This is a genomic window from Cysteiniphilum halobium (assembly GCF_003574425.1).
Taxonomy (GTDB): Bacteria; Pseudomonadota; Gammaproteobacteria; order Francisellales; family Francisellaceae; genus Caedibacter; species Caedibacter halobius.
On the sequence record NZ_QLIU01000030.1, the window covers coordinates 45,954 to 67,454 of the forward strand.

Below are 21,501 nucleotides of genomic sequence, written 5' to 3' on the forward strand. Positions count from 1 at the left end.
ATCCAACCTAAACAGCCAGAGTTTTAGTATTAAGGGTTAAAACTTCCCGTAATATCCTTCTTTTAAAGCGTCATAAAGATTTGCTGCTGTGTGTTCTTCACCGTCATACTCGATCATTTCATTACCCTTTAGCTCAAGTACTGAGCCATCATCAAGTGTGAAGCGATATTTGGTTTTCTCCAGATCTTCATCTTTAACTAAAACACCTTGAAATACTTCTGGATTAAACCTAAAAGTCGTGCAACCCTTTAAACCTTGATGATACGCATAAAGATATATGTCTTTAAAGTCTGCAAATGGGAAATCTGTCGGCACATTAGCTGTTTTTGATATACTAGAATCAACCCATTTTTGTGCTGCTGCTTGAATATCAACATGTTCTTTTGGTTTCACGTTATCAGCACTGATAAAGTACTCTGGTAATTTTTGTGCTTGATCTTTGGCAAATGGCATAGCATCTTTATTAACTAACTGACGATATGCCAATAACTCATAGGAGAATACATCAACCTTTTCTTTAGATTTTTTACCAGCACGAATCACATTGCGCGCATAGTGATGCGCGAAGCTTGGCTCAATACCATTACTCACATTATTTGCCAATGATAAGGAAATTGTCCCAGTAGGTGCAATAGATGTGTGATGGGTAAAGCGACAACCATACTCACAAATTGCGTCAATAATTGAGATATCTTCTTTGCCAATACGCTGCATATAGCGACTATACTTGGCATGTAACATGCGTCCTTTAATGATATCACCGACTTTCACTCCATCCGCTGCCATCTCGGGGCGCAAGCGTAAAAATTCCTCAGTAACGGTATAATCTTTTTCAAGCACGGGGGCACTACCCTTTTCTTTGGCTAGCTTAATCCCCTCACGCCAGCCTTCTAATGCCATTTGTTTTGCTACTTCTTCAGTAAATGCCACGGAATCTTTGCTGCCATACTTCATCTTCAGCATGGTGATTGCTGATCCTAAACCTAAAAAGCCCATGCCATGACGACGTTTGGATTCGATCTCATAGCGTTGCTCTTTTAATGGTAATCCATTGATTTCAACAACATTATCAAGCATCCGCGTGAAAATACGTACGACCTTGCGGTATTTATCCCAATCAAAACGTGCTTCTTTGGTAAATGGTCCTTCGATAAATTTAGTTAAATTAACCGATCCTAATAAGCAAGAGCCATAAGGAGGTAATGGCTGCTCACCACATGGATTGGTTGCACGAATGGTCTCGCAGAACCAGTTGTTATTGTCTTCATTGACTTTATCGATCAAAATAAACCCAGGCTCTGCATAATCATAGGTTGACGACATAATCATATCCCATAAGCGACGCGCCTTGATCGTATTATAAATCTTACATGCCACAAGCCCTGACGTATCACTAATATAATCGTCTTTAGCTGGCCAATCACGCCATAATACCTGCGATTTATCATACAAATCAATATTATGTGCTTGCTGCTCAGCCTCAGTCATTGGAAAAGCCAAATGCCATTGCCCATCCTGCTCAACTGCATCCATAAAGTCTCTAGTAATTAAAAGTGAGAGATTAAACTGTCGCAAACGCCCATCCTCACGTTTAGCACGAATAAAATCAAATACATCAGGATGCCCAACGTCAAATGTGCCCATTTGTGCACCGCGCCTACCACCGGCAGATGCCACCGTAAAGCACATCTTGTCATAGATATCCATAAATGACATAGGACCAGAGGTGTGCGCACCAGCACCAGCAACAAACGCACCTTTAGGACGCAATGTCGAAAACTCATAACCAATGCCACACCCGGCTTTAAGAGTGAGTCCTGATTCATGAACTTTTTGTAAAATGTCATTCATTGAATCATGAATGGTGCCAGAAACTGTACAATTAATCGTAGAAGTTGCTGGTTTATGCTCAAGTGCTCCGGCATTAGAGACAATTCTTCCTGCAGGAATTGCACCATTTCTTAGCGCCCACAAGAACTCTTCATAGTGCTTTTGCTGCAACTCTTTGGTTTTCTCAACATCTGATAATGCTTTAGCGACACGTTGATAGGTCGCATCAATATTTTGATCAACCGGCTCACCTAAACGTGTTTTCAAACGATACTTACTATCCCATATATCCAAAGATGCTGCTTGGAAATCTATTGTGGGTATTGCTTCTGTCAACGACATGGCAGGCTCCTCATAACCTAAAAATCACAAAATACACTCATTATTCTAGCGCTATTTTTTATGAAAGGCGGCATTTTTTTCCTTGAATATTTTTATGATATGTCTTGACTCACTGACGTTAACTAAGTTCCGTCATAGAATCACACCTTTTATTTTAAATTTGACTGAATTCGCCCAAGCAATTTTAAATAAAAGCATTTGGTAAAGAATACTTGAGTGATATATGATGATGAACAACTTTTAGTAAGTAACCATAAATCATTTTGCGGTTTAAAAAATAAGGACAATCTATACAATATGGGTTTTATTTTTAAAAAGATTGCGATCATTGGCACACACGACAATCCAGCAGTTGCTGAAACTGTTGAGTATCTAGCACATACATTAATTGAGCACTCAGCACGGATTTACCTTGAGACTGAAACGGCAGAGAGCTTAGACCATCGCTTTGGTGATGGTTATGATTTAAAGGCGATTGCTAAACACTGTGATATCGCTGTAGTTGTTGGTGGCGATGGTAATTTCTTGAATGCCGCAAGAAGTCTGTCCCTACTAAGCAGCATCCCTATTGTTGGTGTTAACCGTGGGAAACTTGGGTTTCTAACAGATATTAATCCTGATGAATTAAGCACACGTTTGTTTGATGTACTTGAGGGAAATTACCAACAAGAACACCGCTTTATGCTGCAGGCATCCATTAAAAGCGCTATCTGCCCACCTGAGAAAACCGTTGCATTAAATGACATTGTCATTGCCGCTGGCCAGCGTAGTCGCTTATTCCAAATGCATATCCATATCGATGGTCGTTATGCCTTTGATCAACGTGCTGATGGTATGATTATAGCTACTCCTACTGGCTCAACAGCGCATGCACTATCTGCAGGAGGTCCCATCATGCATCCAAAGCTCGATGCGATTGTTATGGTACCGATGTTCTCTCACTCCTTAAATAGCCGCCCTATTGTCTTAAATGCTCATTGTGATATCCAAATTACGATTGGTGAATATAACAATCCAGAGCCAAGCTTAAGCTTTGATGGACATATGAAATTACAGCTCTCACCAGGCGACACAATTAAGCTTAGTCGCTGTCCAAAATCAGTGACAATCTTACACCCATTAGATTATGACTACTTTCACTCATTACGCTCAAAGCTTCATTGGGGTAAAATGCTCTTTCCTTAAATTTTGATCAATTCAATACCTTGGTTTGCCAGTAAAACTATTGGTATTTATGCTTTGATCGGGCATAATAACGGCTCAAATTTAACGGTATATATAGCAAAATAATAGGATTAAACATGGAAAACACACAAAATAATCAGCCCAACTTTGTTGTTCAAAAAGTTTACACGAAAGATATCTCATTTGAAGCACCAAGCACGCCTGATGTTTTTAAAGCACAATGGCAACCTGAAGCCAACGTTAATGTTGATACTACCTCTTCAAAGCTTGATAATGATGTTTATGAGGTTGAGTTAAGCTTAACAGTAACTGTTAAAAATAATGACAAAAATGCTTATTTGATCGAGGTCTCTCAAGCAGGCATTTTCACTTTACAAAACATGCCAGAAGATCAGGTGGCACCAATGTTAGGTGCTTTTTGCCCAACCACATTATTTCCATATGCCAAAGAAACGATTGACAGCTTAATTAATCGTGGTGGCTTCCCACAAATCAACCTTGCACCTATTAACTTTGATGCACTTTATATGCAAAGACTAGCACAACAGCAATCAGGTGAGCAAACACAACACTAAAAACCTAAATAATTCCTTTTTTTTCTAGTGCGTCTTTTGCATTAGAACGTTCATCCACCCTGCTGGAACTTGCCATTTCTTGTGTGAAGCGTTGTAAATTATCATCATATTTTTGTTGCATATTTTTTATATTTTCAATTTCTGCTTCTTCATTTGCAAATAACTCGGCAGTAATTAAGAGCATTGTTTCTTCCATATTTTCTAGAACATCTTCAATACTAGCTTTCTTATGATGATAGGCTTGTAAACTCAATCGCTGCTTTAAAAAGCTTTTTTGTAACGCAAAATAACGTGATGCTTTATTAAGCTCGGGCTTTTTACTCGTCGCACCCACTTTTTTGTTGAGGCTTGTAAGCGAGTGTTTTAAATAGTTCTCACCATAATCACCATATTCTGTTCGCTCATTGCCAAGCATAACTGCACCTACTTTAACCGAAATGCCACCTGATACATAACCCTGATTGCCATGAGCTTGATAAAACGTGCTGATCCTTTTAAAATCTTCTTCCTCATGGCTGATTTGCGCATGATTAATCCGCGTTTTTGTCAAGCTCAAAATAGCAGTTGGTTCTGGCAAAGCATCAGCAAATGCTTGGTTAATCTCTGCATGTACTTGGTAATCATTAGCCTGGTTAGCAATATAGGGAGCTGCTGTATCCCAAGATAAAATAAATACCTTCAAACGGTCGAACACTTTTATTGCTAGATCATTACGTTGTATAGCAGATATGCCTTGATCTATGGGTGTACTGTATTCTGAAAATCCCCTTACTGCATTAAGCTCAAAAGCATCCAACAGCGTTAAAAAAGCAGTATCATTTAACTGTTCATTATGTTCATCCAAAGTATTTTCGCCAAGGTGATATGCATCCAGTTTTTCTTTGCCATGTGGTGATACCGTAGTATCAATCTTGATGCGATATAAAGGCGCACACAATATTGCTTTTATTTTTTCAGCCAAACAAAAACTCAATGTAATTGCATCATCAATATCTCGTTGTTTAATCGTAGATCGACCAGCAACTCGACTGCGTAATGAATAGAATTCTAAATAAAAATAACACGCGCTAGTAATACCATTATATAATGCACTCAAATATTGATTCATCGCATCAATGAGATTCTCACCTGTTAATGATGAGCTAAAAATAGGTTCATTTAAAATAAACTCTGGGATAACTTTGATTAAATAAACCATCGCTAAATCACATACACGTAAATCATTACTAAAAGTCTCTTTCCAATGTTTTTGATAATTGTCAGGAATTATTTTAATGATCTCTCTTTTGACTTCAGCACCTAACTTCTTATTAAAATAGCTATTGTAATCATCAAAGTACGCCCATAAGGTCAGTTTTGTATCAATGACTTTAAAAAACTGCTCTCGTGTTATTGCATACTCAAATTGTCCGACTTGTATTGCCTGATAAACAGGATAGCCTTCAAGCGACTCACTTATAAGCCCTGTGTTTGTAAAATTAAGTTTCTTATACTTACGATTATAGCTTGTATCTCGTGCCATCACTTTAGAATTAATGACCTTCTGTAGCAGTTCTTGACGCACTTGCCTTACTTCTTCTTGTGTCATATTACCAAGCTTATCTTGATCAGCATAAAAGCGCTTATAGACCTCACGCGTTTTTGTCCCTAAATGACGATCTGCCGGTTGAACAGCTGCGACAAGATTAGCAAGACTAATATATAATAAATTCGTTTTATAATTAACACTCTTAGTAATGGATTTAAGATGATATAAACGCAAAGTCACCATTAAAATAGCTTGATTTAGAGCATATTCGGCATATTTATCTTGATTGCGCTGCAAATAATCGATTTTTTCCTCAACTGTTTTGCTCTCAACCGCCTTAAGATTGCCTGATTTCACCATAGTATTTAGAAATTCATTAATACAGCTTTGCGCTTTATATCTTGCCGTACCTACATTTGTAGGATCATAGTTTTTTTTGCCTGTTATTGGATCCGTCATACTAAATCCACGAATGTCAGCGCTAATGTACTTATTTGAAATGTAATTACTTAAATTCGATGTTACAGCAACAAACAAAGTATTGGCAACGCGTTCTTTTAAGTTCCCATCAACCTGCGATGCTTTATAAATACTGGTCATACTGCTAGCAATTGCATACCCTAAAGGACCACCAAAAAAAGTTGCAGCTACTGTTGCCATTCCTATCACCACATCAACTGCACCATCAAAACGATGCTGACGCTTTTCCTCTAAGGTCATTCTTAAATAATATTGGCTTGCTAAATTATCAATATCCTGTGCATAGGCTTTAGCTTCTTTTGAAAAAAGCGTGATCACTTCAGTTAATGCTTTTGATTGATCCTGTAAACGTTGAATGGACATATTTTCCTCCTATACGATATCTGTGCATGGCAATAATGGCTCGATGGTAGATTTGAATAATCTGCTATAGCAGGACGCAAATTATCCTACATGAATAATTCAATCTATCATCTAATTAAGTCGATATAATATAGTTGATTAGCGTTAAACCAGTGTCTGTAGTTTAATCATCTTATCTTCTGTATTATCAACTTCCTGTTGTATATTTCCTTCATAGCATCAAAGTCAGCTTTATCACAAAGCTATATACCCACCATAACAAAAAAACGATTAATACACACTTTAATCATTGCAAAATAACTTGAGTTATTCTTAAGCATTTTTAATCAGATTAAAAAAATACTTATGGGTATCTATATAAACCGCATCGATAAATCAATTGCCTGAATGTTTTTGGTCAGTGCGCCAATCGAGATAAAATCAACACCGGTTTGTGCAACTGCATAAATCGTATCAAGTGACATATTACCAGAGGCCTCAAGTTGTGCTTTGCCTTTAGCAATACTGACGGCCTTTTGCATATCTCTCAATGAGAAATTATCAAGCATAATCACATCAGCATGTGCTTTCAGTGCTTCATTGAGTTCATCAAAGTTTTCAACCTCTACTTCAACCATCTTTTGTGGCGCAATCTCTCGCGCTTTTTCAATCGCTTTAGTAATAGAGTGATCGCAAGCAGCAATATGATTTTCCTTAATTAAAAAGGCATCAAATAAACCAATGCGGTGATTCATCCCCCCGCCACAGGTCACTGCATATTTTTGTGCTAGACGAAATCCCGGAATCGTTTTACGTGTATCTAGTATTGTGCATTCAGTACCTTTGACCGCTTGCACATATTCACGCGTTTTTGTAGCAACACTTGAGAGCATCTGCAAGAAATTAAGTGCATTACGCTCAGCGGACAAAATACTGCGTGCTGAACCTTCAACTTCAAAAAGTATTTTATTAGCAAGCACCTCATCACCATCATGATGATACCAATGAAGTTTTAAGCTTGGATCAACTTGTTTAAAAACTTCATTGACCCAATCATAACCGCACATCACCATTGGCTCACGTGTAATCACGCGCGCGCGGGCTTGTTCATCTTCATTGATCAATAAGGCATTAATATCACCTTGATCAATATCTTCAGCCAAGGCTTGTGTTACCATTTTTGTAACAAGTGCTTTAGGGACTTCGGTAATTTGTTCAGTTTGTAAATGTGTACGACTCATTTATTATTGAACTCCACCATTCGCGTTAATGGCACCATCGCACGTTCACGCACATCATCTGGCACGATAATTTCGTTATTCCCGTTCTCTAACACCTCAGCAAGATTTTTTAAGGTATTCATTCCCATCCATGGGCAATGCGCACAGGATTTACATGTTGCACTATTACCCATTGTTGGTGCCTCAATAAATACCTTATGTGGCGAGGCTTGTTTCATCTTATAGAAAATACCGGCTTCAGTTGCCACAATAAAAATAGGGTTTGCTAACTTTTTTGATGCTTCCAATAACTGCGAAGTTGAACCCACCGCATCGGCTAACGCCACGATTTCTTGTGGAGATTCTGGATGCACCAATACAGCAGCTTCTGGGTATTGCGCCTTTAAATCAAGTAATGCACGCGCCTTAAACTCCTCATGCACAATACAAGCACCATTATAATGCACCATATCTGCACCGGTTTGCTTCTCAATCCAGCGCCCTAAGTACTTATCCGGTGCCCATAGAATCTTTTGACCTTGATCACTCAAATACTCGCAAATTTGTAAGGCATTGGATGAGGTGACCGTCCAATCAGCCAAGGCTTTAATACGTGCTGAAGTATTGACATAAACCACAACCGTACGATCAGGATGCTTAGCAATAAACGCTTTAAATTCTTCCTCTTGACAACTCACATCAAGTGAACACTCAGCTTCTAATGTCGGCATAATGACTTTTTTATGTGGCGATAAGATCTTGGCGCTTTCGCCCATAAAGCGTACACCCGCAACGACAAGTGTATCTGCCGGATGGTCCTTTCCAAAGCGCGCCATAGCTAATGAATCGCCTAGCATACCACCTGTTTCTTCAGCCAATGCTTGAATGTCTGCATCAACATAATAATGGGCAATTAAACAGGCATTTTTCTCTTTTAATAATTGCTTTATTTTCTCACGATAAAATGTTTTTTCTTGTTCATCCGTTACTTGTAGACTTTTGGCTTTTGGCCAAGCTTTAGCAACACGCGATTGAAATTCAATATCACTGATCATAATTGATAGGACTTCAATATACTAATAAAAGGTTTCTGGAGTGTACCACAGACCACCAAAAATAAGAAAAAATAGCAGCATTTTTCTTGTCTTTCTTATTTCTCCTTATTTTTCTGAAAATCCCGCATTTATTTAACCAAGTTATTATTTAATTCAATTCTAGAAAGCATTAAGTTTCAAATTATCATTTGCTTTTAATAAGTTTTTCTTTACAGTTAACAAACCATAAACAATGTGATAAGTTTAGTCATGCCCTCAAAAAAAACCATTATTATCACTGGTGGCAGCCAAGGCATTGGCAAAGCATGCTGTGCGCTGTTTCATGCTAATAATTATCATGTCATTAATCTAGATATTGCTCCAAATGAACTCGGTAGTATTGATTATATTCAAACCGACTTAAGTCAAGTTGCTGCAATCAGTGAGACCTTTAAACAAATTAAAGAAAAATATCCACGTATTGATGCGCTTATCTCTAATGCTGGCATTCACTTCTCTGACAGTATTGAAAACACATCAGAGAGAGATTATTTTCGCGTGTTAAACACCAATCTTACATCATGTTTTTTTGTGCTTAAAGAAACCATTTCATTGATGAAACAAAACGCACATGGTGGGCGTATTGTTACCGTCGGCTCAGATCAGTCTTTTGTCGCTAAAAATAACTCAGCGGTTTATGGATTAACAAAAGCTGCCATTGCGCAACTAACCAAAAACATCGCTCTTGATTATGCCAAAGATAATATTACCGCCAATTGTGTCTGTCCTGGCACGATTGAAACACCATTATACTGGCAAGCAATAAAAAACTATTGTCAAAAATCAGGTGCTGATATCAACGCCATTCATAAAGAAGAGCAATTACTACAACCGGCAAAGCGCTTAGGGCAGCCAGAAGAGGTGGCAAGTTTAATCTATTATCTGATTGAGCAAGCAGGCAGCTTTATACTAGGTAGCAGTATTGCTATTGATGGTGGTTACACCGCACAATAAACCGCGATCTTTTCTGCTATTGTCTGGTATATGCCAAGCCAGTTCGCTAAAATAACGCCACGCAATATTCTAGATTTAAATTTATCATGCAGATTCTGCCAAAAGCGACACGCAATATTTATGCTAACGCCATTCCTACGGCACTATCTCTTGCCTTAAACGAATACATTTTGGCAAATGATCAAAAGCCTCATTTATTAGTGTGTGAGAGCGCGCAAGTAGCATTGCAACTATATGATGAGCTGTGCTTTTTACTGCCACAAAAATCCATCTTACATTTTGCTGATCTTGAGATTCTACCGTTTGATTATTTCTCCGCGAGTGAAGATGTTATCTCCTCACGTCTAAACACCCTAAACCAGATTCAAAACAACCCAAATAGCATTATCATTGCCAATGTTAATACCTTGATTAAGTATCTGCCACCAACGTCCTTTTTGCATACCAACGCGTTTATGATCAAAAAAGGAGACAAGCTTGATTTAACGAAGAAAAAACGTCAACTGGAAACCACAGGTTATCAAAATGTTACCCAAGTGATTACTCGAGGTGAATTTAGTGTGCGTGGCAGTATATTGGATATTTTTCCGATGGGTTCGGATGATGCTTATCGCATTGACCTATTTGATGATGAAGTTGACAGTATTCGCTGTGTTGATGTGGAAACACAACGCTCTCACTCGCCAATCGATGAAGTCAACATATTGCCAACACAAGAGTTTGTCCTTGATAAAAAGACACTCGATCAATTTGCACTAAACTGGTATGCGCTAATACCGCACGCAGATACTCAAAATCAAATTTATCAAAGCATTATTAAAGGGCAGATGATCAGTGGTATTGAGTTTTATCTGCCACTCTTTTTTGAGCGTGTTAACACGCTCTTTGACTATTTACGACAAGATACGATCATTCATAGCATTTATAACTGCCAATTATCATTGGAGAAGTATCACACTGATATTTTGACAAGACATGATCAATTAGCGCATGATCGCGAGCGCCCTATTTTAAAGCCTGAACAGGTTTTCTTATCACCCACCACATTTAATGGCTTAATCAAAGATTTCACGCATATTAAATGGCTATCTCAAGAGAAAACCAAAGCAAATAATCTTGAGGTAGAAGGGTTACCTGATATTCATGTCCATTATCAGTATAAAGAACCCTATCAAAAGCTTTTAGACTTATTAGCAAGTACAACATTTAACAAAGTGATCTTTTGTGCTGAAAGCCCAGGCAGAAAGGCGCTTATGTATGAAAACCTAAGTAAGTTGGGCTTAAAGCTTGACACTTATGTCAACTTCAATGATGCACTTGAATCAGGCTCAGCACGCGCGATTACTGTCGCGCCCTTTACCCAAGGTATTATTAGTCATAACAAAAATCATACAATACTGATTGTTACTGAGTTTGATCTTTTCGCAAATCACAGTGCAATCAACCTACGCACACGTATTAAGCAAAAAGATGAAGTTATTCCTAGTGTTGCACTTAAAGACTTATCAGAATTAAGCTTGGGCAGTCCAGTTGTCCATATTGAGCATGGTATTGCACGATTTGATGGCTTGACTAAACTTGATTTTGGTGCGCGGGAAACCGAATTTCTAACGCTTAAATTTAAAAATGATGAAAAGCTTTATGTACCCATCTATGCATTGAACCTGGTCAGTCGCTATAGTGGTACTGAGCTTGAGCACGCACCCATTAGTAAACTAGGCACCGATACCTGGCAAAAGGAAAAAGAAAAAGCTGCGAAAAAAATCAATGATGTTGCCGCTGACCTTTTAGCAATTTATGCAGAGCGCGCACTTAAACAAGGCTATGGTAATCTTCTTCATGAAAAAGATTATTTAGCATTTTGTGAGGGGTTTCCCTTTGAAGAGACACCTGATCAAGCCATTGCAATTAATGATGTCATCAAAGATATGCTTTCAGATAAACCAATGGATCGCCTGATTTGTGGCGATGTTGGTTTTGGCAAAACAGAAGTTGCAATGCGTGCGGCATTTATTGCGGCAAGCAACAATAAGCAGGTGGCTGTTTTAGCGCCAACAACCTTATTAGCACAGCAACACTTTGATAATTTTAGCGATCGTTTTAGTGAGATGGGCGCAACCGTTGAGGTCCTGTCACGCTTTAAAACACCTAAGGAACAAAATGCTGCCATAAAACAAATCAACGATGGTCATATCGATATTGTTATTGGCACACATAAGTTATTGTCTGAGAAAATTAAGTTTCATAATTTAGGGCTTTTAATTATCGATGAAGAACATCGCTTTGGTGTTACCCACAAAGAAAAAATGAAAGCAATGCGTGCTAATATTGATATTTTGACGATGACGGCGACCCCTATTCCACGCACTTTAAACATGGCATTTTCGAATATTCGTGACTTGTCTATTATTGCCACGGCACCTGCCAAACGCCTATCTGTTAAAACATTTGTTAGACAATACAACAGTGGCATTGTCAAAGAAGCTGTCATGCGTGAGGCGTTAAGAGGTGGACAAGTTTACTATCTTCACAACAGTGTTAGTACGATTTATCACAAGGCAGAGGAATTACAAAAGCTTTTCCCTGATATTAAAATTGCTATTGCTCACGGGCAAATGCGTGAACGTGAACTTGAAAAAATCATGTTTGAATTCCAACAAAATCGTTATCAAATTCTGGTGTGCACAACGATTATTGAAACCGGTATTGATATTGCTAATGCCAATACCATTGTTATTGAACGCGCGGATAATTTTGGCTTAGCGCAATTACATCAGTTGCGTGGCCGTGTTGGTCGCTCGCATCACCAAGCTTATGCTTATTTACTGACACCACCTCAAGCATCATTAGCAAAAGATGCTAAAAAGCGCCTTGAGGCGATCTTGGAAACTGAATCATTAGGTGGTGGCTATATGCTAGCTAACCATGATCTTGAGATCAGAGGAGCCGGAGAGATGCTTGGCAAAGAGCAAAGTGGCAATATGCAAGGCATTGGTTTTAATCTGTATATGGATTTACTACAAAAAACCATCTCAGCACTACAAAAAGGTGAAACATTTGATGCAACAAAGATCAATCAATCATTCCAGCTGGATGCCCAGATTGAGCTTAGAATTCCAACACTTTTTCCAGAAGAATATATCTATGATGTGCACACGCGTCTTGGGCTTTACAAACGTATCTCCAGTGCTGAAACACATGATGAGTTAGATAAAATTAAAATTGAAGTTATTGATCGTTTTGGTTTACTACCAGAACATGCGCAGTATTTATTTGATATTACCCATTTAAAGTTAAGTGCCACCCATCTTGGTATTCATAAAATCGAAATGCACGCATCAGGTGGTAAGATAAGCTTCAATACACCACTTGAATTTGATCCTATTCACCTTATTACATTGGTACAAATGCAAGCACAAGATTTCCAGTTAAGCCAAGATCAAAAGCTTGTAATTAAAAAATCTTTGCCTCAAGCACAACAACGAGTTGCTTTTATCAATACTTTTATGGATAAGTTGCAGTCAAAAATAAAACAAACAAGGCATTAAGTACCTAAGTGAAAAAATAAGTTGAGCTTCAATTATCCCCCTCACCCGCGCAGCTTAAGCTGCACGAGCGATCCCACAAGGGGGAGAGGTGCTAGCTGATGCAACTTATTCTTGATTCATTACTATGGGTATTCGGGTCAGGTTTGATCCGAATAGATGATTCGTGATTATTCTTAGACTTGATCCTAGAATAGATAATATTTGCGTAGGGCGTATAGCATACGCCCTATTTCCTTGGTGTTATAAGGCAGAAAGATCAGCCACTTGACGAAATAAATGAGATATTTTTTGTAAGATTGCCAAACGATTATTCTTAATCTTTTCATCCTCAGCAATAACCATAACGTGTTCAAAAAACTCGGCAATCGGTTCATCCAATGTTGATAAAAGCAGTAAGGCTTGTTGATATTGTTTATCTTTAATTAACGTGGATAACTTACTTTCAACAGAGCACAATGCTTCAAACAGACTGATCTCTGCAGCTTCGTGCAGTAGGCTTTGATCAATCGCTAAAACATTATCCACAGCATTTTTTGCCAGAATATTAGCGACACGCTTGTTGCTTTGTGCCAAGCGCTCACAAGCCGTATGCGATTTAAATGCAATTAATGCATGAATACGTGCATCAAAGTCCGCGACATCAGTGTGATCAACAGCTTTTACCGCTTCAAAGACTTCTCCTGCTATACCCTCTTCTTTATAGATTACTTTTAAGCGATCAATAAAAAATTGCTTCAAACCATGCTTTAAATCAGCTTTTACTGTTAACTGATCCGCTTGAAAAGTATTAATCGATAACTCAATCAATGTTGATAAAGAGATCGCTAAATGGTGTTCTTTCAATATACGTAGCACACCAATCGCTGCACGTCTTAAAGCAAATGGGTCCTTATCCCCTGTTGGCTTTTGTCCAATGCCAAAGATTCCAACCAAAGTATCCATTTTCTCAGCAATGGCTAACGCTTGCGCTATTTTACTTTGAGGTAGTTTATCCCCTGCATATTTTGGCCAATACTGCTCCTCAATTGCCTGACATACATCGTTGTCTTCACCATGTGCTTTAGCATAATATTTGCCAATAGTGCCTTGTAAGTCGGTAAACTCATAAACCATATCTGTCATCAGATCAGCCTTACTTAAGTAACCCGCACGATACGCAAGCTTCTCATCAGCGCCAATTGCTTTAGCAATCGCTTGTGCTAATAAAGCAATACGTTCTGTACGATCATACACTGACCCCAATGCCTTTTGAAAAGTAACTGCTTTTAATTTTTCAACATAAGTCTCTAATGGCTTTTTGATATCGGTATCATAGAAAAATGCAGCATCTGATAAACGTGCTGCCATCACCTTATTATTACCCTTAATTACGGTTTGTGGATTTGAGCTCACGATATTACTCATTGTAATAAAATGATTGATCATTTTGTTGTTATCATCAACCAAGGCAAAGCATTTTTGATGTTCTTCCATTGCCGATATTAATGCTTCTTGTGGCACGCGCAAAAAACGCTGATCAAAGTCACATAACAAAGCATGTGGATATTCGACAATTGCAGTGACCTCCTCGACTAAATCATCATTTAATACCGCATTGGCATGCTGTGCTTCGGCTAAGGCTTTAGCAGAAGTGATGATTTTTTCTTTACGCACTTGCCAATCCACCAGCACATGTGCGTCTTCCAGTTTACCCACATAGTTACTGGCATCGTTAATATGTATTGCATCTGGCGCGTGAAAACGATGACCATAGCTAATATGTGAGGTTTTACAACCATAAAAGGAAGCATCAACCAGCTCATCACCAAGGAGCAATATCGCCCAATGCACAGGACGCACGAATTGATATTCTTCATCGCCCCAGCGCATCATTTTGGGAATCGGTAATTTCTTCAATGCTTGATCAATAATATCTGCAATGATATCTTTGGTTTGCTGCCCCTTTTGTGCCACTTGATAAAAAAGGCGCGCGCCTTTACTGTGCTCAATAGTGGTAAGCTTATCAAAGCTCACACCACAAGACTTGGCAAACCCTAAAGCGGCTTTAGTTGGTTTGCCTTGCTCGTCATAGGCTTTATCGATAAACGGACCTTCTTTACCAATTAACTTATCTTTTTGTGTTATTTGTAATTGTTCAATCACAAAAGCAAGACGTCTTGGTGAGGCATAAAATTGCTTAGCTTGATAGCCAATCTCTAAATCATCTAGCGCCTTACAGACATTTTCCAATAATTTTTGCGCCATATTTTTTAAGGCTTTCGGTGGCAGCTCTTCCGTGCCTAATTCAAACAATAAATCAGCAGTATCCAACATAAATCAATTTCGTCAATTTCATCACTTGCAATGGCTTTGCATTTTAACGTTAATAACAAGCAAAAGCAGTAAAAACCTAGAACTCTAATGGAAAAATACTATTTTCATCCTGCTTTAAGTATACTTTATATCATTTTCTTCTACACTGTTTTTGAGCATATACCACTCGTGAATCATTTTGCGGTGTTCGGTGCCGAAAAATGATTCACGAGTGGTATATGAGATGTGCTCCCACCAACTTAAAAGGAAATTAAAGGAGAAGACAATGAAACGATGGAAGTTAATAATCAGTGCTTTGATGTTAGTAATTACACCATATCTATTTGCTGCTGAAATCAAAGTGATGACGTATAATGTGAATTTATTACCCAACATCCCTACCCCATTAACCACGAATTTAAATAAACCTTATCAGCGCGCTTATTATATCCCTAAAGAAATTGCTAAACACAATATTGATGTTGTCGCACTGCAAGAAGCTATTGCGCCAATTTCTTTTTATATCTTGGATAAACGCATGAAAGCCGTCGGCTATAAATATCGTACAGATGTCGTTGGGCAACCAAGTTTAGAACACCTTAATCTACTTAATGGTGGCGTTGTTATTTATAGTAAATACCCAATTGTTGGTCAACCACAATATGTGGTTTTCCCACGTTCCTATGGGCTTGAAGGTATTTCTAATAAAGGTGCAGTATTTGTTGCCATTGAAAAAGATCATCAAATTTATCATTTCATTTCACTACATGCACAAAGCTTTAGCGGTACTATCGATGATAATGCATTTAGCGTGTGGAAAAGACAAATGGGTGCTCTCCAAGAAGCCATTTCAAATAAACATTTCTCAAGTAATGACAAGGTCATTTTAATGGGAGATTTTAATGCAGACAGTGGCTATTCAAGTGCCACAGACCCCAGCACTGGCAATATCGTCTATCAAACATTGATTAATATGTTACATTTAAAATCAAGTGCGCCTTTCGCCCAAAATACACTGCCATTTAGCTATGATAAATTAACCAACAGCATGGCAGTTAGTGATGAAAGAACAACCCTTGATCATATTCTTTGTATCGATGGCGCCGCATGCCCGAATAACACTCAATCAACCATTGAAATCGTTGCACTTAAAAACAAGCATCTAGGCGACATGCCAGATTTATCTGATCATTATGCGGTTATTGGCACGTTGGTTTATCCTTAGATTGCTTTGATTTTAATAATGCGGATATAGCTATACCGCCCGCAAACCATTTTTACTCTCTGCATTTAGTTACAAGTGCACTGTCTGCCTTTTCTGCATAGATCATATCCGCAATCATTAAAGCAAAACCCTTAGTGGTTGATATATAGTGTTTTAATTTTGATATAATCCAACTTTCCGGAACCTCCCCCAACCACTCAACACCACTATCTTTATACTTTAGATAAGGCTTTAGTTTACCAGTCACTACTTGTCTCCTTGCGGAAAGAGAATTACATTATCAATATCAGCCATATTTTTACCATCATTAATGCAATCGCCATCAAGGTAAGACTGCCAAAGTTCAATAGGTCTTGTATAGTCTTTTTTGGTATGCGGATTGGTGATTAAGGCACTTTGCCAATAATCCATTGTCTTATCACAAACCGCCTGACTAACTTCACCATGACGGGAACATTCGTACTCTAGGATTTGTTTAAATTGATTAAGATGTGTGGTGACACTGCGGTTATCTGTTTTACAAAACGTAAGCTTATTTAACTTCGGCTCAAAATAATCACGAATCTGACAGCCATAGTCTTCAAAGCATCGTATTTCAAGTTCATTAATTGCCCATTCGATCATTGCTGGCAGCGAATCAAAAAGATATTTTGCCCCACCTATTTCAAATAATGGGATAGCTAATACAATTCGCGTATTGATATGCATAAACACGGCAACATCTTTGCGCTGGATTTTTAGTAAGTCAACTGCCCAATCATCATAAAAAGGTAAAGACTGCGCTTGTGGTTGTGGCAAGTCGCCTATTTTAAGCCTGCTTGCCATTTTAGCGGTTAATCTAAATTGTGCCATTATGAATGTACCTCACCTAAAAGTTCTAATATTTCTTTAGTTTTAGTTAACGTATATTCTGATGTGTTATAAAACTTGTTTTGTGATTTAGCACTTAAAATGGCATTTAGCGGAATGCCTAAATCTTTTCGTTTGTTGTATTCATTGATCACCTCTTGTCGTGTTGGCGCAAGAACTGCCTCTACACGTGCTAAAACTGTAAAGGGCAAAATCACCTTACCAAAATCAGAGCGTTTATAATCACCGCGCAATAAATCTGCAACAGACCATATTAGTGAGGATAAATTTTTAGTATTCATTTTCTATATCTAAAATCATAAATGATCGTGAATCTAGCAGTAAAGTAGGTCAAAAGCAAGAATGTTACCGACCATAAGAACTGTTATAAATGCCCTCTTAAAAATAAATCATCCCCTTAATATAAGCATCCTATTTTTAAGTTTTATCCTTCTGTGATATCGATTGCATCACTTGCTGTAATCGAAACTTTTTATTACCCAATATCGCCTGATTATAGATCACCAGGTTACGTAGGATATTTTTAACATATTTGCGCGTCTCGCCAAACGGAATGATTTCAATCCACTGATCTGCCGCTAGTTTTTGTGCTGGCAACCAATTGACCGCATTACCTTGTCCGGCATTATAAGCTGCCATGCCAATAATCAAATTATTATTAAATAACTGATCCATAAAGTTTAAATTAGCAGCTCCTAACATAATTACTTTATTAGGTTTATATAAATCGTCATTCTCATAACTTATACGATATTTTTTTGCCAGAAATGCCGCAGTTGTTGGTAAAAGCTGCATCAATCCTGTGGCGCTTGCAGAGGATACACCATGCACACGAAAGGCAGACTCCTGACGCATCATCGAAATAATAACCTCTGGGCTAATGTCAAACTCTTTGCCTGCCTTTTGCACATCCGACCAAAATGCCAGTGGATATAAACCCGTTAAATTATCTCGACCACCAGCACTTGCATAAGCACTTGTTGAAATTTGATAAATCTGTTGTTGTGCCGCAAGCTCGGCAATCGCCAATTGCTCGGCACGCGTGAAACCATGTCGACTAAAACGCCATAACGCATAGGATAAGCCATACTCTTTAATTTGGTATAAATCAAAAATTTGCAAAACAATCTGATTACTTGCCATATCATCCAAGGTTTTTTGATCGACCTTTGCGGATTTATTATTTAAAGTATAAGACAAACCTAAGTCATCAGCAGCTAAAAAGCCGTAATAACTGACGTTTTTCGCCAATGCAGTTAAAATTGATTTGGCTTTATCATTTTGCTTTAAGGCTTGGTAACTTTTTGCCTGCCAATAACGCCAACCCTCTTCTGATTTAAGTGATTGTGGCAATTTACTATACCAGCCTAAATAGCTTTTGTAGTCACTCCAATAAATGGCTGTTCGTAAACGCCACTGCCATAACAAACTTGAAGCATATTTATCTTCTACATCATTGAGCCATTTAATCGCTTTTTTATTGTGCGCTCTGGCATAGTCAATTGCAATTTCAGCATTGATTAGATTAATGGTTTTATTATCAAGCAGATGCTTTTGTTTGAAATTAAGCCAAAAATCTTCAGCATAATGTGTATCTTTGGCAGATAGATTTGCCATTACACTGATAGCAGCGGATGAGAAACCATTGATTTGATGAAATTTCACCGCCCAATCATCCATATATTTTTTAGGGTTTTGTGTGGTCTTTAACCATAATGCATAAAATCCTTGCAGCTCTTTGTTACTTGTCTTATTAATCCATTTAAGTGCTTCTTTAACGCGACCTGAAGATGCTAGTGCATAGGCTTTTAGTCGAATTTGGCGCTCACTTAAATGAGCAGATGTTTCCCATATTGATTCAAAATCATCACAGGTTCGTGGTAAGTTAGCGCGTGATAACCACAGATGAGTAAAATCATTGATGGCTTTACCTTTATCACCAACACTATACTCAGCAACAACAGCATAACACTTACCATTAAACCCTAAATTATTGTCATAATAATATAAGAAATTCTGCCATTTTTTTTGCTTAAGATAGTAATTTGCTAAATCCTGTTTCAATTGACTTGCCCAAAAGCTGCCTGCATTTTGCTTTAGATAAGCATCAATGGTTTCTTGTTTAAATAAATCAGGGTCAACAGAAATTTCTTGATACTGTAAAAACGGATATAACGGTACTTTAGTAAGTTTTGCTTTAACTTGATAATAGTCTTTATAATTTTTTGCCAATAACAGACTTTCAGCTTTGTGAAAATTGGCTAAATCGGTTTGATCCATTGCCATACTTGTCAATGACATTAGCATCGATGAGGTTAATAATATTAATTTTTTAAAATGCATATACTTACCCTAACAACCATATCAACGACTCATTTAATAAGAAATATGGCATAAACTCAATAAATGTAGTCACCTTTTGTTACTTTATGTAAAAATTTTATTTTCATGATGCTTATTGCAGCTATTTTAATGCTTATTTATCCGTTTTGCATTATTGCTTTGACACTCTATACTTGAAATTCAAAAGGATCTGATATGCAATTGATGGAAAAGATATGTCGAGTCACTTAGCAGAAAAAATCAATATACACTTCACAACACTTTTTCAAAAAAACTATATCAGTTTCCCAAAACTAATTAGCATCATGCTTATTTTAGTCATTTTAAACAGCTTCTTTATTACTGCCATTCATCTTCACTATCACGCAAAATATGAAGATTCATTAGTGCAAAATTCGCTGTTTAGCTTACTGCGTATTCGTAACCAATTTCTAACCCAAGCCTATGTTGAACCACGTTTTGTTCACTTTCAAACAGAAGTCAATCGATATACACAGCTTAATCAATTTAATATTATCTTCCAAAAAGTCTCCGGATCCTATGAAATTAATAGTGCTTTTATTGATAATCAGTTATTCGATAAAATGCATCATGCCCTACGCACTAATCATCAGTTGTTTATCACTAGCCCAATTTATAATGACAAGAACCATAAGGTTGTCACTTTTTATGTCTTTCTGAATCCTGATGATGATCTGCCTTATCTTTTGAGTAGTAGCATTAGTATTAGCATTGCTATTATCCTGCTACTTTTCTTTATGTGGTATTTGGCACGTTTTATTCTACCAAAATTATTACTTAGCTCAGCGACTACCGATGAGAAAGTAGCCGATCTTCCTAAGTATTTAAATAAAGATGTCTTAGCACTTAAACAACAGATTCAGCTACTTCTACAAGAAAAAACCATTATGTTGTCATCCATGTCACATGATATGAAAAACTCACTCACTAAATTAAACCTCTTGAAATACATTATTGATAACAAAAAAGCGCGGGAGATTCTAAGTCAAGAAATTGATGAGATGCAAATGATTATTAACTCATCTTTAGCCTTTGCTGAACGAGATAATCATAATGCTAAAGTTAATTTTGACCTATGTTCATTTCTTGATAATTTCTATCAACAGTTATGTCAGCGTGGTTATACATTTACTTTTAACAATAAGTTAAAAGCACATACTTTTTTCTTGGGCTATCCTAATTTATTGAAGCGTGCATTACTTAACATTATTAATAATGCTGTTAAATATGCACCTCATTATACCCTAGACACTTATATTCAGGATGATCATATTATCATTGATATTAAAGATAATGGACCAGGTATTTGTGCGAGTGATGTTAAAAATATTGCCAAGGCTTTTACACGCTCACAACACGATCTGCATCAACACATTGATGGTCATGGTTTAGGGCTTGCCATTACCCGAGTAGCCATTGAGTTTAACTCGGGCAAACTGAGTTTTGAAAACCTAAAACCTAGTGGGTTACTTGTCCGCATTTTCTTACCAATGAGCAAAAACTAAAGCAACACGAAAAGATTTATATCACAGTAAATAATATATTTATTGAAAATAAACTACATAAGCGATATTTTATAGTTGCTTTTTGGATTAAGATTCACAAATAGTCAAATCCAATATCACGATAAATACAATGGGGGATAAAACAAT

At 37.4% G+C, this 21,501-nt stretch carries 15 protein-coding genes; 6 read left to right on the forward strand and 9 right to left on the reverse strand.

What is annotated here, in order from left to right:
- Positions 1-36 precede the first annotated feature (36 nt).
- Positions 37-2,172, reverse strand: coding sequence for an adenosylcobalamin-dependent ribonucleoside-diphosphate reductase (locus DNK85_RS06890; RefSeq protein WP_119328844.1), 2,136 nt, complete (start codon positions 2,170-2,172; stop codon positions 37-39).
- 297 nt (positions 2,173-2,469) lie between these two features.
- On the opposite strand from DNK85_RS06890, the gene DNK85_RS06895 reads away from it, so the two are divergent.
- Together DNK85_RS06895 and secB are read left to right on the forward strand one after the other, a co-directional pair.
- Complete coding sequence (locus DNK85_RS06895; RefSeq protein ID WP_162896574.1) at positions 2,470-3,357, forward strand: NAD(+) kinase; 888 nt, start codon at positions 2,470-2,472, stop codon at positions 3,355-3,357.
- 116 nt (positions 3,358-3,473) lie between these two features.
- Complete coding sequence (gene secB, locus DNK85_RS06900) at positions 3,474-3,932, forward strand: protein-export chaperone SecB (RefSeq protein WP_119328846.1); 459 nt, start codon at positions 3,474-3,476, stop codon at positions 3,930-3,932.
- 4 nt (positions 3,933-3,936) lie between these two features.
- On the opposite strand, the gene DNK85_RS06905 is transcribed toward secB, so the two are convergent.
- From DNK85_RS06905 to nadA, 3 genes are all read right to left on the reverse strand, one after another.
- Positions 3,937-6,303: a hypothetical protein gene (locus DNK85_RS06905; RefSeq protein ID WP_119328847.1), complete on the reverse strand. Its 2,367-nt coding sequence runs from the start codon at positions 6,301-6,303 to the stop codon at positions 3,937-3,939.
- 353 nt (positions 6,304-6,656) lie between these two features.
- Positions 6,657-7,523: a carboxylating nicotinate-nucleotide diphosphorylase gene (gene nadC / locus DNK85_RS06910; RefSeq protein WP_119328848.1), complete on the reverse strand. Its 867-nt coding sequence runs from the start codon at positions 7,521-7,523 to the stop codon at positions 6,657-6,659.
- On the reverse strand, positions 7,520-8,557 hold the full coding sequence (gene nadA, locus DNK85_RS06915) for a quinolinate synthase NadA (protein WP_119328849.1): 1,038 nt from the start codon (positions 8,555-8,557) through the stop codon (positions 7,520-7,522). The genes nadC and nadA overlap by 4 nt, the downstream gene beginning before the upstream one ends.
- Positions 8,558-8,806: 249 nt before the next feature.
- Here nadA and DNK85_RS06920 point away from each other — a divergent pair, with 249 nt between their 5' ends.
- Positions 8,807-9,550 carry an SDR family NAD(P)-dependent oxidoreductase gene (locus DNK85_RS06920; RefSeq protein ID WP_119328850.1) on the forward strand — a complete coding sequence of 248 codons (744 nt, stop codon included), beginning with the start codon at positions 8,807-8,809 and terminating at the stop codon, positions 9,548-9,550.
- Between the two features lie 86 nt (positions 9,551-9,636).
- Positions 9,637-13,098: a transcription-repair coupling factor gene (gene mfd, locus DNK85_RS06925; protein WP_119328851.1), complete on the forward strand. Its 3,462-nt coding sequence runs from the start codon at positions 9,637-9,639 to the stop codon at positions 13,096-13,098.
- Between the two features lie 240 nt (positions 13,099-13,338).
- Here the strand turns inward: mfd and glyS are convergent, their stop codons facing one another.
- Positions 13,339-15,411, reverse strand: a complete 2,073-nt coding sequence (glyS, locus tag DNK85_RS06930) for a glycine--tRNA ligase subunit beta (protein WP_119328852.1) — start codon at positions 15,409-15,411, stop codon at positions 13,339-13,341.
- Positions 15,412-15,676: 265 nt separating this feature from the next.
- Between glyS and DNK85_RS06935 the strand changes: the two genes are divergently transcribed.
- Complete coding sequence (locus DNK85_RS06935) at positions 15,677-16,615, forward strand: sphingomyelin phosphodiesterase (protein WP_162896575.1); 939 nt, start codon at positions 15,677-15,679, stop codon at positions 16,613-16,615.
- 52 nt (positions 16,616-16,667) lie between these two features.
- Here the strand turns inward: DNK85_RS06935 and DNK85_RS06940 are convergent, their stop codons facing one another.
- The 4 genes from DNK85_RS06940 to DNK85_RS06955 all read right to left on the reverse strand — a co-directional run bounded on the left by DNK85_RS06940 (position 16,668) and on the right by DNK85_RS06955 (position 19,828).
- On the reverse strand, positions 16,668-16,862 hold the full coding sequence (locus DNK85_RS06940) for a hypothetical protein (RefSeq protein WP_119328854.1): 195 nt from the start codon (positions 16,860-16,862) through the stop codon (positions 16,668-16,670).
- A complete protein-coding gene (locus DNK85_RS06945) occupies positions 16,862-17,467 on the reverse strand; it encodes a DUF6933 domain-containing protein (protein WP_119328855.1) in 606 nt (201 codons plus the stop codon). Before DNK85_RS06945 ends, DNK85_RS06940 begins: the two co-directional genes overlap by 1 nt.
- Entirely contained in the window at positions 17,467-17,766 is a 300-nt protein-coding gene (locus DNK85_RS06950) for a type I restriction-modification system subunit M N-terminal domain-containing protein (protein ID WP_119328856.1), read from the reverse strand. The genes DNK85_RS06945 and DNK85_RS06950 overlap by 1 nt, the downstream gene beginning before the upstream one ends.
- Positions 17,767-17,902: 136 nt before the next feature.
- Positions 17,903-19,828, reverse strand: a complete 1,926-nt coding sequence (locus tag DNK85_RS06955; RefSeq protein ID WP_119328857.1) for a lytic transglycosylase domain-containing protein — start codon at positions 19,826-19,828, stop codon at positions 17,903-17,905.
- A gap of 215 nt (positions 19,829-20,043) precedes the next feature.
- Here DNK85_RS06955 and DNK85_RS06960 point away from each other — a divergent pair, with 215 nt between their 5' ends.
- Positions 20,044-21,354, forward strand: a complete 1,311-nt coding sequence (locus tag DNK85_RS06960; protein WP_119328858.1) for a sensor histidine kinase — start codon at positions 20,044-20,046, stop codon at positions 21,352-21,354.
- The last annotated feature ends 147 nt before the right edge of the window (positions 21,355-21,501 follow it).